Genomic DNA, 15,272 nt, shown 5'->3' with positions numbered 1-15,272 from the left:
GGACGGAGCGGCCCGCCCGGCTCGTCGCCGGGCGGGCCGCCCCGGGATGGGGCGGTCAGCTGGTCGGGGCCGTGATCGCCGGTGCGGCGCCCTGGAAGGAGCCGGCCGGGGCGTCGGGCAGCGCGTCGAGCTGGGGCATGACCTCGCTCGACAGGAACGAGTTGTCGTACAGTGGGCCGCTCGGGTTCCAGTCGGCGGGCAGCGCGCCCATCTGCTTCATCTGGTCGATGGTGGTGGTCCAGCGCTCGTCGCCCATGGCGCCCATCTGCTTGCCGCCCCGGCCGCCGATCACGAACGGGCGCTGCCCGGCCCAGGTGAACCAGTTGGTGTCGGCGGCGAGCTGGTTGTTGTCCTCGAGCATCTGGTCGTTGGCCTTGGTGGCCGCGTCGACGTCCGTGAGGTAGGCCGTCCAGCCCTTCGACAGCGCGCCCAGCGCCCGCTTCAGCGTGTCGCCGTGGTTCTTCGCGTAGTCCTCGGTCACCGCGAGGATCTGGCCGTAGGGGTTGAAGCCGGCCGAGGCGTAGCTGAAGTAGTTGACGTCGATGTTCTGCTTGCGGGCCTCGTAGACCGTGTTGGTCGGGTAGCCCTGGACCACGCCGTCGGGCGAGGCGAAGAACGCCGCGTAGGTGCCGTTGAAGTTCTGCGTCGGGAACTGGATGTTCTGGCTGCGCTGCACCCACTGCCAGCCGAGGCTGATCGGGGCGACGGTCCAGGACCTGCCGGCGAGGTCGCTCCACTTCGTCCAGCCGGTGGACTGCTTGACCAGCACGCCGGTCGGCGGAGTGTCGAACTCGTTGTAGACCGCGGTGATCGGCAGGCCCTGTGCCTTGGCCTGCAGGTAGGACTCGGCGGTGGTCACCGCGATGTCGGCGCGGCCGGAGGCCAGCAGCTGGATGCCGGAGACGTTGGGGCCGCCGGGGAGGATCGTGACGTCGGAGAGGCCGGCGTCGGCCAGGTAGCCCTGGGTCTGTGCGGCGGTCCAGCCGCCGTTCTGCGCGTTGCTGAACCAGGACAGCTGCACGGTGAGGCTGTGGTCGCCGGCGGGCCCGGAGCTCGACGCGGCCGCACCGCCGGAGCCGCCGCCGCACGCGGCGAGGACGAGGGCGGTCGCCAGCGCCACGAGGGCGAGCGGCAGGCGCGCCCAGCGGGTGGGGGACAGGGACATGGGGGCTCCAACATCTCGCGGCGGGAACGCCCGGCCGACGCGCGGACAATCATTCCGGCGTCGTCGGGAAAAGGGGACGGACCCATTTCCGCGCGTTCACGGAAATGGCGGTGCTCGGGCCCGGGGAGCGGGTCCGGGTCGAGGGGGAGGGGACGGCGACGTCCGTACGAGCGGGCGGCCGGGCCGGCTCCGGGGTCGCGACCCCTGCCCCCTGATCGGCGGCTGCGCGAGTGATGCGCTCGACGTCGCCCCAGCTCAGCAGGCTGATCGCGGTGCCGGGGAAGGTCCGGACCGGATGGTCCGACCAAGCGGACCGCCCAGACCATCGGCCGTCGGGGCCGCCGCCGTCAACGGTTGAGCGTCGAACTTCACCTAGCCGAAACACAGTGACCAAGGCATTGCGGGCGCGCCTGGTTCACCTGTCCGTGTCGCCGGTATTTCGCGTGTGAACAAACGGTTTCGTGATCGCCGGGCCGCTGTGGTCGAACCATTCCGCCGCCTACCGTCGGATTGGTCAGGCCAACCACCCCCGGGTGGTTCGGCGCCGGAAGTCAGGAAGGACCGGGTGTGGACAGCACCACCGGAGCACCGGGCGATCGCCGCCCGGTGCCGTCCTCCGCCCTCGAGCTGCCGCGGCTCGCGCCGGGCGCGTTCCGCGGCAGCGTCAGCACCGAGATCTCGGCGCACCTGGAGAAGCTGATCGCGGTCGGCGAGCTCAGGCCGGGGGATCGGCTGCCGTCGGAGCGCGAGCTGGCGGCGAGCCTGGGCGTGTCCCGGGCGTCGCTGCGCGAGGCCATGCACGAGCTGGAGGCCAAGCACCTCGTCGAGCGCCGGCCGGGCCGCGGCACCACCGTGCTGCCCGCGCCCGAGCACGTCCGGACGCTGTACTCGCAGCTCTCCGACGCGGAGCACCAGCTGCGGGACGTCGCCGAGCTGCGCGGCGCGGTCGAGCCCCGGCTGGCCGAGCTGGCCGCCGAGCGGGCCACCGCCGCCAACCTCGTCGAGCTCGAGAACCTCCTGCGCAACCCGGTCGCGGAGGTGGCGCCCGAGGAGTCGCTGCGGCTCGACCTCGAGTTCCACATGCTCATCGCGGCCGCGGCGCAGAACCCGCTGATGTCGGCGATCAACACGCTCGCCTGCTCGTGGACCTCGTCGACCCGGGTGCTCTCGCACTCCACCCGCTACGCCCGCGAGGTCTCCTACCTCGGGCACCGCGCGATCCTCGCCGCGGTCGCGGCCGGCAACCCCGCCGAGGCGCGGGACGCGATGGCCCGCCACCTCGCCGACGTCGCCGCGCTGACCCGGGACCGGTTCGAGGACCGCGCGACGGGGGAGACCCCGTGACCGCGTCCGAGCTGGCACCCATCGCCACCGCTCCGGTGTTGCAGCCGCTCACCGCCACGTCCGACGGCGCCTACCTCCCCGCCACCCCGGCGACCACCACCTGGGGCAGGCTGCCCTCTGCCGACGACGCCCCCGCCCTCTCCGTGGAGCCCGGCACCGCCGTCGTCGTCGACACGGTCAGCCACGAGGGGATCCTCGAGGACCAGGGCCGGGACCCGGTCGCCTTCTTCGGCGCCCACGGCGTCGCGCCCGGCGACGTCCTGCTCGACGCGATCGCCGTCGCCGCCGACGCGCACCACGACCGCACCGGCGGCCCGCACGTGGTGACCGGCCCCATCGAGGTCCGCGGCGCGCAGCCCGGCGACCTCCTCGCCGTCCGGGTCGACGCGCTCGTCCCCCGGGTGCCCTACGGCGTGGTCTCCAGCCGGCACGGGAAGGGCCTGCTCCCCGGCAGCTTTCCCGTCGACGGCCCGCTGACCAGCATCTTCTGCCGGGTCGACGACCTGGAGCTCGGCCTCGACGCCGCGCGCGGCACGCTCCCGCTGCAGCCCGGCGACCCCGACCGCCCGGTCCGCTTCCCGCTGGCGCCCTTCCTCGGCGTCATGGGCGTGGCGACCCCCGGCCCGCGCCGGCACTCCACCCCTCCCGGCCTGCACGGCGGCAACATCGACATCCGGCTGCTGGTCGCCGGCACCACCCTCTACCTGCCGGTCCAGGTGGCAGGTGCCGGGCTGTACGTCGGCGACCCGCACTTCGCCCAGGGCAACGGCGAGATCGCACTGACCGCGCTGGAGGCGCCGCTGCGCGCCACCCTCACCGTCGACGTCGTGCCCGCCGCGGAGGCTGCGGCCCGCTACGGCGCCGTCACCGGGCCCTTCGTCCGCACCGCGGAGTTCCTCGTGCCCACCGGCCTCGACGAGGACCTCGACGTCGCCGTGCAGAAGTGCGGCCGCAACGCGGTCGAGCTCCTCGGCGCGGTCTACGGGATGGCCCCCGAGCTGGCCTACGCCTACCTGTCCGCGGCGACGGACTTCGAGATCTCCCAGGTGGTCGACACCGTGAAGGGCTCCCACGCACGGATCCGGCTGGCCGACTTCGCGGCCGTGGACCGGATCGAGGTGCCGCGGTGATCGCCGAGGCCGTGAAGGTCGTCTCGCCGGCGCCGGTCCCCGAGGGCCTGCTCGCCGCCTTCGACGCCTACGAGACCGCGTTGCTGACCAACGACGTCGCCACCCTCGACGCGCTCTTCGCCCCCGGCCCGGACACCGTCCGCGGCGACGGGACCATGCTGCTCGTCGGACACGGCGCCATCGCCGGGTTCCGCTCCGGCCGCGCGGTGATCCCCACCCGGCGGGTGGCCGAGCTGCACGTCCGGCCTGTCGCGGACGACGCGGCGCTGGTGATGGCGTCGACGCAGGAGCCGTCGACGGGCGCGACCGGCCTGCAGACCCAGCTCTGGCAGCGGCTCGACGGGGACTGGAAGATCACCGCCGCGCACGTGACCCTGCCCAGGAAGGACCGGCCGGCCGGGCTGGTCGAGAAGGCGGCGCCCCTCCCCGCCGCGGCCGCGCCTCCCCTCGACCGATCGGTCTGGCGGGTCGTCGGAACTCCGCTCGTCGCCGCGGCGCACTCCGGCCCGCTCGACGGCGTCACGGTCGCGGTCAAGGACCTCTTCGCCGTGGCGGGGGAGCGGCTGGGCGCGGGCAACCCGACCTGGCTCGCCGGGCAGACCCCGCGGACCACGACCGCCCCCGCGGTGTCCGCGCTGCTCGGCGCAGGTGCGGAGGTCACCGGGATCGCCCGCACGGACGAGTTCGCCTACAGCCTCGCCGGGCAGAACGCCCACTACGGCACCACCCCGAACCCGGCCGTGCCCGGCGGGATCGGCGGCGGCTCGACGAGCGGGCCGGCCTCCGCGGTCGCGCTCGGCCAGGTCGTGGTCGGGCTCGGGACCGACACCGCCGGGTCGATCCGGGTCCCGGCCTCCTACCAGGGGCTGGCCGGGATCCGGACCACGCACGGCGCGATCTCGACGGACGGGGTGCTGCCGCTCGCGCCGTCGTTCGACACGGTCGGGTGGGTGGCCCGCGCGGTCGGCCCGGCCCTGCGGGTGGCGGAGGTGCTGCTCCCCGACGCCTCCGCCACGCCGGCCGCCGCCCCGCCGGTGCGGACCGTCGTGCTGCCGACGGCCGAGGGCCACGCGATCCCCGACGTCGCCGCCGCCTGCGCCGACCGCCGCGCCGCGCTGGTCGCGGAGGGGCTGCTGCCGGGCGCCGAGGTCGTCGACCTCGCCGCGGAGACCCTCGAGGAGTGGTTCGCCGCGTTCCGCACGGTGCAGGCCTTCGAGGCCTGGGCCGCGCACGGTGAGTGGATCACCGCCCACCCGGGCGCGCTGGGGGTCGACGTCGGCGGGCGGTTCGCCGCGGCCGCCGCGGTCACGGTCGCCGGGGCGGACGCCGCCCGCGCGACGGTAGCCGAGGCCCGCGCCCGGCTCCGCGAGGTGCTCGACGGCGCGGTGCTGGTGCTGCCCAGCAGCGCCGGCGGCGCCCCGGCGCGGGACGCGAGCGCCGCGGAGGTCGAGGCCGAGCGGGCCGGGACCCTGCGCATGACCTGCCTCGCCGGGCTCGCCGGCGCCCCGGCCGTCTCGGTCCCGCTGCTGCGGACCGCCGACGGCCGCCCCGCCGGCTTGTGCCTGGTCGGCGGCCCGGGCACCGATCTCGACCTGCTCCGCCTCGCCGCGACCCTGGAGGGAACCGCATGAACCCCAACCGCTGGACCTTCGCCGAGGGGCGGGTCGACCTGCGCCGCCCGCCGCGCGAGCCCCGGCCGATCGAGCTCAAGGCCCTTCCCGCGCCCGTCACCGCGGACCTCGCCCGCAGCGCCCTGGTCGTCGTCGACATGCAGAACGACTTCTGCACCGAGGGCGGCTGGCTGCACTCGATCGGCGTGGACGTCTCCCCGCTGGCCCCGGCGATCGAGGCCCTCCGTTCCCTGGTCCCGGCGGCCCGCGCCGCCGGCGTGCCGATCGTCTGGCTGAACTGGGGAAACCGTGAGGACCAGGCCAACGTCCCGCCGGGCGTCGCGCACGTCTACGACCCGGAGGGCCGGGGCGCGGGCATCGGCGCGGTGATGCCGAACGGCTCCACGGTGCTCACCAAGGGCTCCTGGGGCGCGGCCCTGGTCGAGGGGCTCACCGCCGAAGCCGGCGACCTGCACGTCGACAAGTACCGGATGAGCGGCTTCTGGGACACGCCGCTCGACTCGATCCTGCGCAACCTGCGCGTGGACACCCTGTTCCTCGCGGGCGTCAACTCCGACCAGTGCGTCTCCTCGACGCTGGTCGACGGCGCCTGCCTGGGCTACGACGTGGTGCTGGTCGACGGCGCCTCCGCCACCACGTCGCCCGCGTTCTGCCACGAGGCGACGCTCTACAACACCCGCCAGTGCTACGGGTTCTCCTGCGACTCCGCGGACCTGCTCGCAGCCCTCTCCGCAGCATCGAACCAGAAGGACGGATCGTGACCACCCCTCCGCCGATCCTGCGGCACCTCGACGACGTGGCGCCCCAGCTCATCTCGCCCTCCGACACCGTGAAGCTGGCGCTGCTCGCCGGCCCGGCGGACGGCTCGTCGACCAGCGTGTTCTTCGAGGTCTGGGAGCCGGGCGGCAGCCAGCCGGACAACTCGCACCCGGAGTCCACGGAGATCTTCGTGATCCTCTCCGGCACCGGCCGCGCGCACAGCGACGAGCACGTCGTGGACCTGAGGGCGGGCGACGCGCTCGTCCTGCACCCGGGCTCGACCCACCGGATCGTCAACACGAGCGGGACCGAGCGGCTCTACGCCGTGACGGTCATGGCGGACGACGACGGCGCCCTGCCCGGCGGCTTCGCCGAGCTCGTGGCCAAGGGGACCGTCACCGAGTGGGACGCCACGGACCGGGCGGTGCTCTCGTGAAGCTCGCGCAGCTGTCCACCTCGGACATCACGGACCTCGACAAGGCGAACGCCGTCGTCGTGCAGCCCATCGGCGCGATCGAGCAGCACGGCCCGCACCTGCCCGTCATGACGGACGCGTTCGTCGGCGAGCAGATCGCCACGCTGGCCGCCGACCAGACGGACACCGAGGTCTGGGTCCTCCCGACGCTGCACTACGGCAAGTCCACCGAGCACCTCGGCTGGGCCGGGACCATGAGCCTGTCGAGCGAGACCCTGCTCGCGGTCCTCAAGGACGTCGGCCGCTCGGTCGCCGCCTCCGGCTTCACCCGCCTCGCGTTCGTCAACGGGCACGGCGGCAACCCGGCCTCGCTCGACGTCGCCGCCCGCGACATCCGCACCGAGACCGGCCTGCTGGTCTTCCCCGTGACGACAGGGCGGCTCGGTGTGCCCCAGGGCCTCGACCTGCCCGATGCCGAGTTCTCCATCCACGGTGGACACGTCGAGAGCTCGGTGATGCTCCACCTGGCGCCGGAGACCGTCCACACCGACCGGTTCGCCCTCGGCGGCGACCACCTCCCCGAGCTGTTCCCCGGCGAGCTGACCCTGGAGGGCGCGCTGCCCACCGCCTGGATCAGCGACGACCTCACCACCAACGGCGTGATCGGCGACCCGAGGGCCGCCACCGCCGAGATCGGCAAGGAGATCGTGACCCACTGGACCGGCCGCCTGGCCTCGGCCTACGCACGGATGTCCGCCTTCGATTTCCGGACTGCGCGGTGAAGCGCCTGCTGACCGCCGCGCTCGGCGGACTCCTCGCGCTCGGCCTGGCGGCGTGCGGCACGTCGCCGGCACCGGCGGGCTCGGGCGCCGCGCCGGTGAGCGTCGTGCTGGGCTGGTACCCGACCGCCGAGTCCGGCGGGTTCTACGCCGCCGAGGAGCAGGGCCTCTTCGCGCAGCAGGGCCTGGACGTCGACATCCGGCCCGGCGGCCCGCAGGTCTCGCAGACCCAGGTCGTGGCCTCGGGCCGCGCCGACTTCGGGTTGAGCGACGCCACCACGGTCGCCAACGCGAAGGCGACCGGGATCCCGATCGTCGCCGTCGCCGCACTCTTCCAGGAGAACCCGGTCGGTGTGATGGTCCACGCGGACAGCGGTGCCCAGGACTGGAAGGACCTCGCGGGCCGCACCTGGTACGTCCAGACCGGACAGCTCGGCCAGGAGTGGGTCAAGCGCTCGCAGGGCATCGACTTCACCACCGCCGCCTACAACGGCTCGATCGCCACCTTCGTGCACGACACTGCCGCGGTCCAGCAGGGCTGGCCGACCAACGAGGCGTACACGGCGCAGAAGGAGGGCGTGCAGACGCGCTTCCTGAGCTACGCCAGCGCGGGCTACAACCCCTACAACGACGTCATCTTCACGACCGAGGACTTCCTCCGCGACAACCCGGAGAAGGTCAGGTCCTTCCTCGACGCGACGATGCGCGGCTGGTCCGCGTACATGTCGGACACCGCTCTGGCGGAGAGGGTCAACGCCACCCTCCAGCAGGAGAACCCGCAGCTCGACGCCGCCGCGAACTGGTTCGCGTGGGACGCCCAGCGGCAGTTCCTCACCGCCGGGGACGGCGCCACCGCGCTCGGCTCGATGACCCCGGCGCGCTGGTCCACGCTCGTCGACCAGATGACGCAGCTCGGGGCGCTCCAGCCGGGCCTGGACCCGGCGAGCCTGTACGACACCTCGGCCCTGCCCACCGTCCCCGCCCCGACGACGCTGCCGCCGGCCCCCTGAGGAGACCCACAATGACGACTGCCGTGCAGGCGGACCTGGTCAGGTTCGCCGGCGTCACCAAGACCTACTCGAACGGCTTCACCGCCCTCGCCCCGATCGACCTGACGATCGGCGCGGGGAAGGTGGTGAGCATCGTCGGGCCCTCGGGCTGCGGCAAGACCACCCTGCTCCGGATGGCCGGCGGGCTGTCCTCGCCCACCACCGGTGAGCTGAGCATCGGCTCCACCCAGAACTCCTACGTCTTCCAGGACCCGACGCTGATGGCCTGGCGGAACGTGCTGGCCAACACCGAGCTCGTCTCCAAGATCCGCAAGGTGCCGCGGGCCGAGACCCGCCGCCGGGCTGTCGAGGCGCTGCGCCTGGTCGGCCTGGAGAACGTGCAGAAGTCGCTGCCGCGGGAGCTGTCCGGCGGCATGAAGATGCGCGTCTCGCTGGCCCGGGCGCTGGCCTCCGAGCCGGACCTGATGCTGATGGACGAGCCCTTCGCGGCGCTGGACGAGTTCACCCGCGACCGCATGGCGGACGAGCTGATCCGGTTGTGGCGCGAGCGCTGCTTCGGCGTCCTGTTCATCACCCACTCCATCCGTGAGGCCGTGAAGATCGCCCACGAGGTCGTGGTCATGGCCTCGGGCCCCGGCCGGATCGTGGAGATCGTGGAGTCCCCGAGCCCGCCGAGCGCGGACCCGGACGCGGCGCGCGACACCGACGCGCTCGACGAGACCGTCAAGTACATCGGCGCGCGATTGGCGGCGGCATGAGCATCGCAGAGAAGACTCCGGCGACACCCCCGGCGCAGACCACCGCGACTCCGCAGGCGGTCGCCCGGCCGAAGGCGCCCCGCAAGGCCCCGTCCGGCCGGACCCTGCTGTCCTTCGTGCTGCCGCCGCTGGTGGTCCTCGTGGTTGCCGTGGCGCTGTGGCAGGCGCTGATCAGCCTGTTCGGGGTCCCGAAGTTCCTGGTCCCCGCCCCGCTCGACGTCCTCGCCGAGATCGGGCCCGCGATCGGCACCCTGGTCGAGCCGACCCTGGTGACCATGGGCGAGGCGTACGGCGGGTTCCTGCTCGCCGCCGTCGTCGGGTTCGCGGTGGCGTTCGTGATGGCCCGCTGGGACGTCGCCGAGCGCGGCCTCTACCCCTACATGGTCCTGCTGCAGACCATCCCGATCATCGCCGTCGCGCCGATCCTGGTGGTCTGGCTCGGCCCGGGCCCCACCACGAACACCGTGGTCGCGGCCATGATCGCCGTCTTCCCCGTCACCGCGAACACGCTGACCGGCCTCAAGTCCACCGACCGCAACCTCGTGCAGCTCTTCGCCATGGCCGGCGCCTCGAAGCGCTACGAGATGAGCGTCCTGCGCATCCCGTACGCGCTGCCCTACGTGCTGACCGGGCTGCGGATCGCCGCGGGATCGTCGGTCATCGGCGCGATCGTCGGCGAGTTCGTCGCCGGCATCGGCGGCGGCCAGGGCGGCCTCGGCTACGTCATCACGTCCACCGCGCAGCAGCTGCTCATGCCGCGCCTGTTCCTCGCCGTCATCGCCGCGAGCTGCGTCTCGCTGCTGCTGTTCGGGCTCGTCCGGCTGGTGGAGGTGCTCGCGCTGCGCCGCTGGCACGAGTCCGCCATGTCCTCCGACGACTGATCCGGCCACGTCTCTCGGGAGCTCCCTGCAATGCGCATCGACACCAACATCCTCGGCGCCGTCCGGATGCCCGACGCCGGCGCCGCCGGTCCCGCCGCCACCTCCCGCCGCTACGGGCGCCAGGACTACGCGGACGCCTTCGGCGACTTCGTCGACCTGGCGAAGGTCGCGGACGAGGTCGGCTTCGACACCTTCTGGTACACCGAGCACCACTTCCAGCACGAGGGCTACGAGGTCGTCCCGAACCAGGTCCTGCTGGGCCTGTACTCGGCGGCCGTCACGCGGCGGCTGAACTTCGGCCAGATGTTCAACATCGTCCCGCAGTGGAACCCGCTGCGGCTGGCCGAGGACTTCGCCGCGGCGGACATCCTCACCGGCGGCCGGATGCGCTTCGGCGTGGGCCGGGGCACCGTGCCCCGGGAGATGCAGACCCTGGGCGCGAAGATCGAGTCCGGCGACAACGCCATGGACGCCTCGGCCGAGGAGGCCAACCGCGAGCACTTCGTCGAGGCCATGGCCACGATCCGGGCGGCGTTCACCCAGGAGCGGTTCTCCCACCAGGGCACGCACTTCCAGTTCCCGCCGGCCGGGATCCCGGACCGCGGCGGGTTCGTTCGGGACCTCGCGCTCGTCCCGAACGTGACCCGCGAGGTCGAGATCTACCAGGCCTGCACCTCGCCGCGCACCGTCGACTACGTGGCCGAGCACGGGCACATCGGCGTCTACACGCGACAGTCCGCCGCGCGTCTCGAGAAGGCGTGGGCGAGGCACGCCGAGCTCACCGCGAAGCACGGACGCCCGACGGAGGTGGGGGAGGAGCAGATGCTCGTCCTGCACGTCAACGTTGCGCCCACGCACGAGGAGGCCGTCGCCCTGGCCCGCCCCGGCCACGACGAGCTGACCAAGCTGCTTTCGCCCTACGGCCGGTTCGCCACCTACGACCCGCCCGCCGGTATGGACTCCACCCCGTTCGACTACGCGCCGACGCTCGAGGAGTCGATGCGCCAGCGGATCTACGTCGTCGGTGACTTCGACGAGGTCGCGGAGCAGATCGCGGAGTACCGAGACCGGCTCGGCCTGCGCCGGCTCTCGATCGCGATGGACGCCCTGGGCCTGACCCCGGAGCAGCAGAAAGACCAGCTGCGGATGTTCGCCGCCGAGGTGTCGCCGCGGCTCGGGATCGCCATGTCCGCGGACGGCCAGCAGGCGCTCGAGGCAGAAAGCGCAGTGGCGTGACCAGCACTCTCCCCTCGCTCGCCGCCCTCGACGGCACCCGGATGCTGGCGGACCTCGACTCCGGGGCCGTCACCGCGCGGGCGCTGCTGGAGGAGCACCTCGCCCTGCTCGACGGGGCGGGCGGCGAGCTGAACGCGGTCGTGGACCGGGACGACGAGGGCGCCCGCGCCGCCGCGGACGCGGTGGATGCGGCCCGCGCGGCGCGCGAGCCGGTCGGTCCGCTCGCCGGCCTGCCCGTCACGATCAAGGACGCGTTCGACGCGAAGGGCCTGCGCACCTCGCACGGCAGGCTGCTCGACGCGCGGCAGGCCACGGTGGACTCCCCGCTGGTCCGGCGCCTCCGGGAGGCCGGCGCCGTCGTCGTCGGGAAGACGAACGTGCCGGTCCACCTCGCCGACCACCAGTCCGTGAACGAGGACTTCGGCCGCACGCTGAACCCCTTCGACCGCGAGCGGTCGCCGGGCGGGTCGTCCGGCGGGTCCGGGGCCGCGGTGGCGGCCGGGATCGCGGTGGCGGACTTCGGCAGCGACCTCGCCGGGTCGCTGCGGGTCCCGGCCGCGTGGTGCGGACTGTTCGGGCACCGGCCGTCGAACGGGATCGTGTCGAAGCTCGGGCACATGCCGTGGCCGGAGGGCGGCCTGCTGGAGCCGATGGTCTCGGCCGTCGGCCCGATGACCCGCTCCGCCGCGGACTCCGCCCGGTTCCTCGACGCGATCGCCGGGGCCGAGGGGCTCGACGCCCACGCCTGGCGACTGGAGCTGCCGCCCGCCCGGGTCACCTCGCTCGCCGGGCTCCGGGTGGCGGTGTGGCTCGACGACCCCGCCTGCCCCGTCGACTCCGAGACCCGCGACGCGATCCGCGCCTTCGCCGACGCCCTGGACCGGGCCGGTGCGCAGGTCGAGGAGCTGACCGCCCCGCCGGTGCGCGGCGAGGAGGCGATCGAGCTGTTCGTGCGCCTGCAGGCCGGCGAGGTCGTGCACGGCCTGGACCCGGAGGCGTTCGCGCGCAGCGTCCACCTCGCCGGAGCCGGGGCGACCGGCCGGGCCGGCACCATGGCCCGCGGGCATGTGCAGTCCCTGCGCGACGCGCTGGACGACTTCGAGGCGCAGCGCGCGATCGCCGCGCGCTGGGCGGAAATCCACGAGCGGCACCACGTGGTGCTGTGCCCGGCGGCTCCGTGTGCCGCCCCGCGGCATTCGGACGTCCCAATCGAGCGCCGCACCCTGGCGCTCGACGGGCGGGAGTACCCGGCCGGCGACGCCGTCGGCGCGTGGAGCCGGATCTCCAGCCTGGGTGGCGGGCCCGCCACCGTGGTGCCGCTGGGCGCCGGGGCGGTGTCCGGCCTGCCGATCGGCGCGCAGCTGCTCGGCCGCTACCTCGACGACCGCACCCCGCTCGCCGTGGCCGCGCTCGCCGAGGAGGCGGGGCTCGTCGGGTTCACCGCACCGGAAGGCTTCTGATGAGGGCAGAGACCGTGCTCCCCGAGACACTCGCGGCGGACCTACGTGCCCTCCTCGGCGACGCCGCCGAGGTCAGCGCCGACGAGGCCGCACGCAAGGCCGCTACCAAGGACTTCTCCTGGGTCTCGCCGATCATCCACGGCAGCATCCCGCGGACCCTGCCCGACGCCGTCGTCACCGTGCGGTCGGTCGAGGCCGTCCGGGACCTGGCGCGCTTCGCCCACGAGCGCGGGATCCCGCTCACCGCACGCGGCAAGGGCACCTCGAACTACGGGCAGATCATCCCCCTCGCGCGGGGGATCATGGTGGACTTCCACGAGCTGGCCGGGGACATCGTTCTCGGCGACGACGGCGTGGTCAGCGCCCTGCCGGGCACCAGCTGGCACGACCTGTTCGCCTTCCTCGAGGGCACCGGCCGCGAGCCGGCGATGTTCCCGACCACGCTGAACAGCACCGTCGCCGGGTACGTCGGCGGCGGGGCCGGGGGACCGGGCTCGATCGAGCACGGCTTCAACCACGAAGGGTTCGTGCAGAGCCTCACGCTCGTCCCGGTCACCGCCGACGCGGAGCCGGTCGAGGTGCGGTTCCCGGACACCACCCCGCACGTACACGCCTTCGGCACCACCGGGCTGATCGTGCGGGTGGGGCTGAGGACCGTGCCGGCGCGGGAGCGGACCGCCGTGTTCGCGTCCGTGCCGGACCTCGACGCGGGCGCGGCGATGGCGCTGGAGATCCTGCGGCTGGACCCGCCGCCGCAGATCCTCGCGGTGACCGAGCCGGAGCTCGCGGCGCTCTTCCCCGAGGACCCGGGCTTCGAGCCGGGTCGGACGAACCTGCGGGCGGTCGTCGCCGTCGAGCAGTCGGAGGCGGTGCGGGAGATCGTGGAGCTGGGCAGGGGCAGCGTCTCGGGTGTGCGACCCGACGCGGTGCGCTTCCTCGCGACCTTCATCAACAACCACACCACGGTGCGGGCCAAGGCCAAGCGTCCCGAGCTGTACCACATCCTGGTGCGCGGCAACGCGATCCTGGGTGGACGAGCGCTGATCGCCGAGGCCTTCGCGGACGCGACCGTGCAGTTGGAGGGCATCCGCGGCCCCGAGGGGCCGTGTCTGATGGCCCGGATCCTCGCCCCGCACCGCGACGACGCCCTGGTGCACGCGGGCATGGAGCGCCTGCGTGCCGAGGGCCTCGCCGTCGACAGCCCGCACAGCTGGGTGGTGCACGAGGACATGCCGCCGCGCTGGGCCGCCGCGGACCGCTTCGACCCCGCGGGCCTGCTCAACCCCGGCAAGCTCCCGCGGGCCTGAGCCGGCGCGGGAGCCGGGCCCGCGCCGCCGTCAGCGCCGGAACGTGCCGGCGAGGTGCGTCTGCGGGATCCGGTCGGTGCCGAAGAGCTTCTCGCGGAAGGTGCCGGGCGCGTACTCCGTCTTGTAGCGGCCGCGCTCCTGCAGGATCGGGATCACCATGTCGATGACGTTCTCGAGGGTCTCGTGGGCCACGATCCGGGCCACGTTGAACCCGTCGAGGTCCGTCTCGTCCATCCAGCGGATCAGCTCGTCCGCGATCTGCTCCGGGCTGCCGACGAGCGCCATGTTGGTGCCGCACAAGGCCTTCTCCTCGAGCACCTGGCGGAGCGTCCACTTGTTGCCCCGGGTGAACATCTCCAGGGCGGAGCGGTTGGCGTCGTTCTCCTCGTACTCGATGGGCTGGTCCACCGGGTAGTTCGACAGGTCGATGCCCATGATCCCGGACATCGTGGCGATGAGGCCCTCGAAGCTCGTGTACCGCAGGTAGTCGTCGTACCGGGCGCGGGCCAGCTCCTCGGTCTCGTCGACGAAGATCGACACCCCGGCGAAGAACTTGGCCGACTCCCGGGAGCGGCCGACGGCCTCCAGCTCCTTGGCCATCGTCGCGATCTTGTCCCGGACGATCTCCGTGGTGGTGCCGTTGAGGTAGATGCCCTCGGCGTGGGTGCCCGCGAACCGGCGGCCGCGCTCGGAGCCGCCGGCCTGGAACAGCACGGGGGTGCGCTGCGGAGAGGGCTCCACGGCGTGCACGGCGCGGAAGCGGTGGAACTCGCCCTCGAAGACGATCTCCTCGACCTTCGACGGGTCCGCGTAGACGCGGGTCGCCTTGTCCTTGACCAGCGACCCGTCCGCCCAGCTCTGCTCCCACAGCCGGTAGACGGCCTCGCAGAACTCGTCGGCCATGTCGTAGCGCCTGTCGTGCGCGATCAGCCCGTCCAGGCCCATCGCCCGGGCGCCGCTGGCGAGGTAGCTGGTCACGATGTTCCAGCCGAGCCTGCCCTCGAGCAGGTGGTCCAGCGTCGAGATCCGGCGGGCGAACTGGTACGGCTGCTCGTAGGTGCAGCTGCCCGTCATGGTGAAGCAGAGGTTCTCGGTCACCGCCGCCATCGCGGGGAGCAGGACCGCCGGGTCGACGCTGGGGGACTGGCAGCCGTTCCGCAGCGCGCCGTCCTTGCTGCCCTCGTAGACGTCGGGCATGCCGTAGACGTCGGCGATGAACAGGTTGTCGAACAGGCCGCGCTCGAGCAGCTGCGCGTACTCGGCCCAGTAGCGGATGGACGTGTAGTCCACGGCCTTGTCCCGCGGGTGCGCCCAGAGCCCGAAGGACTGGAAGCTCGGGTTGCCCTGCTCGAGGGCGTTGAAGCGGATCTCCTTCGGTGTGCCTGCCACACCCACTC

General features: G+C 73.3%; 14 protein-coding genes. 12 read left to right on the top strand and 2 right to left on the bottom strand.

Translation table 11 applies throughout. The annotated features are described in order from the left end of the window. Nucleotides 1-55: 55 nt before the first annotated feature. On the bottom strand, nucleotides 56-1,165 hold the full coding sequence (locus ACQP04_RS21410; protein WP_433502336.1) for an ABC transporter substrate-binding protein: 1,110 nt from the start codon (nucleotides 1,163-1,165) through the stop codon (nucleotides 56-58). A gap of 567 nt (nucleotides 1,166-1,732) precedes the next feature. On the opposite strand from ACQP04_RS21410, the gene ACQP04_RS21405 reads away from it, so the two are divergent. Genes ACQP04_RS21405 through ACQP04_RS21350 form a run of 12 tightly spaced genes read left to right on the top strand, consistent with a single transcriptional unit; the run spans nucleotide 1,733 to nucleotide 13,875 of the window. After that, nucleotides 1,733-2,509 (top strand): FadR/GntR family transcriptional regulator, encoded by a 777-nt coding sequence (locus ACQP04_RS21405; RefSeq protein WP_433502335.1) that lies wholly within the window; start codon nucleotides 1,733-1,735, stop codon nucleotides 2,507-2,509. Continuing rightward, nucleotides 2,506-3,639 carry an acetamidase/formamidase family protein gene (locus ACQP04_RS21400; RefSeq protein WP_433502334.1) on the top strand — a complete coding sequence of 378 codons (1,134 nt, stop codon included), beginning with the start codon at nucleotides 2,506-2,508 and terminating at the stop codon, nucleotides 3,637-3,639. Before ACQP04_RS21405 ends, ACQP04_RS21400 begins: the two co-directional genes overlap by 4 nt. Continuing rightward, nucleotides 3,636-5,270, top strand: a complete 1,635-nt coding sequence (locus ACQP04_RS21395; protein WP_433502333.1) for an AtzH-like domain-containing protein — start codon at nucleotides 3,636-3,638, stop codon at nucleotides 5,268-5,270. The genes ACQP04_RS21400 and ACQP04_RS21395 overlap by 4 nt, the downstream gene beginning before the upstream one ends. Beyond that, nucleotides 5,267-6,031, top strand: coding sequence for a cysteine hydrolase family protein (locus ACQP04_RS21390; protein WP_433502332.1), 765 nt, complete (start codon nucleotides 5,267-5,269; stop codon nucleotides 6,029-6,031). The genes ACQP04_RS21395 and ACQP04_RS21390 overlap by 4 nt, the downstream gene beginning before the upstream one ends. Next, entirely contained in the window at nucleotides 6,028-6,465 is a 438-nt protein-coding gene (locus tag ACQP04_RS21385) for a cupin domain-containing protein (RefSeq protein ID WP_433502331.1), read from the top strand. The genes ACQP04_RS21390 and ACQP04_RS21385 overlap by 4 nt, the downstream gene beginning before the upstream one ends. Then, nucleotides 6,462-7,226 carry a creatininase family protein gene (locus tag ACQP04_RS21380; protein ID WP_433502330.1) on the top strand — a complete coding sequence of 255 codons (765 nt, stop codon included), beginning with the start codon at nucleotides 6,462-6,464 and terminating at the stop codon, nucleotides 7,224-7,226. The genes ACQP04_RS21385 and ACQP04_RS21380 overlap by 4 nt, the downstream gene beginning before the upstream one ends. Continuing rightward, the gene (locus ACQP04_RS21375) at nucleotides 7,223-8,233 is read left to right on the top strand and encodes an ABC transporter substrate-binding protein (protein ID WP_433502329.1); all 1,011 of its coding nucleotides are present in this window, start codon (nucleotides 7,223-7,225) and stop codon (nucleotides 8,231-8,233) included. The genes ACQP04_RS21380 and ACQP04_RS21375 overlap by 4 nt, the downstream gene beginning before the upstream one ends. An 11-nt stretch (nucleotides 8,234-8,244) precedes the next feature. Continuing rightward, a complete protein-coding gene (locus ACQP04_RS21370; protein WP_433502328.1) occupies nucleotides 8,245-8,991 on the top strand; it encodes an ABC transporter ATP-binding protein in 747 nt (248 codons plus the stop codon). Beyond that, nucleotides 8,988-9,872 (top strand): ABC transporter permease, encoded by an 885-nt coding sequence (locus ACQP04_RS21365; RefSeq protein ID WP_433502327.1) that lies wholly within the window; start codon nucleotides 8,988-8,990, stop codon nucleotides 9,870-9,872. Before ACQP04_RS21370 ends, ACQP04_RS21365 begins: the two co-directional genes overlap by 4 nt. Before the next feature lie 30 nt (nucleotides 9,873-9,902). Then, complete coding sequence (locus ACQP04_RS21360) at nucleotides 9,903-11,108, top strand: LLM class flavin-dependent oxidoreductase (RefSeq protein WP_433502326.1); 1,206 nt, start codon at nucleotides 9,903-9,905, stop codon at nucleotides 11,106-11,108. Continuing rightward, nucleotides 11,105-12,568, top strand: a complete 1,464-nt coding sequence (locus tag ACQP04_RS21355; protein WP_433502325.1) for an amidase family protein — start codon at nucleotides 11,105-11,107, stop codon at nucleotides 12,566-12,568. Before ACQP04_RS21360 ends, ACQP04_RS21355 begins: the two co-directional genes overlap by 4 nt. Beyond that, complete coding sequence (locus ACQP04_RS21350; RefSeq protein WP_433502324.1) at nucleotides 12,568-13,875, top strand: FAD-binding oxidoreductase; 1,308 nt, start codon at nucleotides 12,568-12,570, stop codon at nucleotides 13,873-13,875. Before ACQP04_RS21355 ends, ACQP04_RS21350 begins: the two co-directional genes overlap by 1 nt. Nucleotides 13,876-13,905: 30 nt before the next feature. On the opposite strand, the gene ACQP04_RS21345 is transcribed toward ACQP04_RS21350, so the two are convergent. After that, entirely contained in the window at nucleotides 13,906-15,264 is a 1,359-nt protein-coding gene (locus ACQP04_RS21345; protein WP_433502323.1) for an LLM class flavin-dependent oxidoreductase, read from the bottom strand. Nucleotides 15,265-15,272: the final 8 nt, after the last annotated feature.

This window comes from Pseudonocardia halophobica (assembly GCF_050948485.1).
Lineage (GTDB): Bacteria > Actinomycetota > Actinomycetes > Mycobacteriales > Pseudonocardiaceae > Pseudonocardia > Pseudonocardia halophobica.
The sequence above is the reverse complement of the archived record's forward strand: the minus strand, read 5'-3'. Positions and strand labels throughout refer to the sequence as shown.

What these genes read in the sequence shown, in the direction of transcription:
- ACQP04_RS21410 (WP_433502336.1), bottom strand. Translation starts at nt 1,165, where the DNA reads ATGTCCCTGTCCCCCACCCGCTGGGCGCGCCTGCCGCTCGCCCTCGTG.
- ACQP04_RS21390 (WP_433502332.1), top strand. Translation starts at nt 5,267, where the DNA reads ATGAACCCCAACCGCTGGACCTTCGCCGAGGGGCGGGTCGACCTGCGC.
- ACQP04_RS21370 (WP_433502328.1), top strand. Translation starts at nt 8,245, where the DNA reads ATGACGACTGCCGTGCAGGCGGACCTGGTCAGGTTCGCCGGCGTCACC.
- ACQP04_RS21365 (WP_433502327.1), top strand. Translation starts at nt 8,988, where the DNA reads ATGAGCATCGCAGAGAAGACTCCGGCGACACCCCCGGCGCAGACCACC.
- ACQP04_RS21360 (WP_433502326.1), top strand. Translation starts at nt 9,903, where the DNA reads ATGCGCATCGACACCAACATCCTCGGCGCCGTCCGGATGCCCGACGCC.
- ACQP04_RS21350 (WP_433502324.1), top strand. Translation starts at nt 12,568, where the DNA reads ATGAGGGCAGAGACCGTGCTCCCCGAGACACTCGCGGCGGACCTACGT.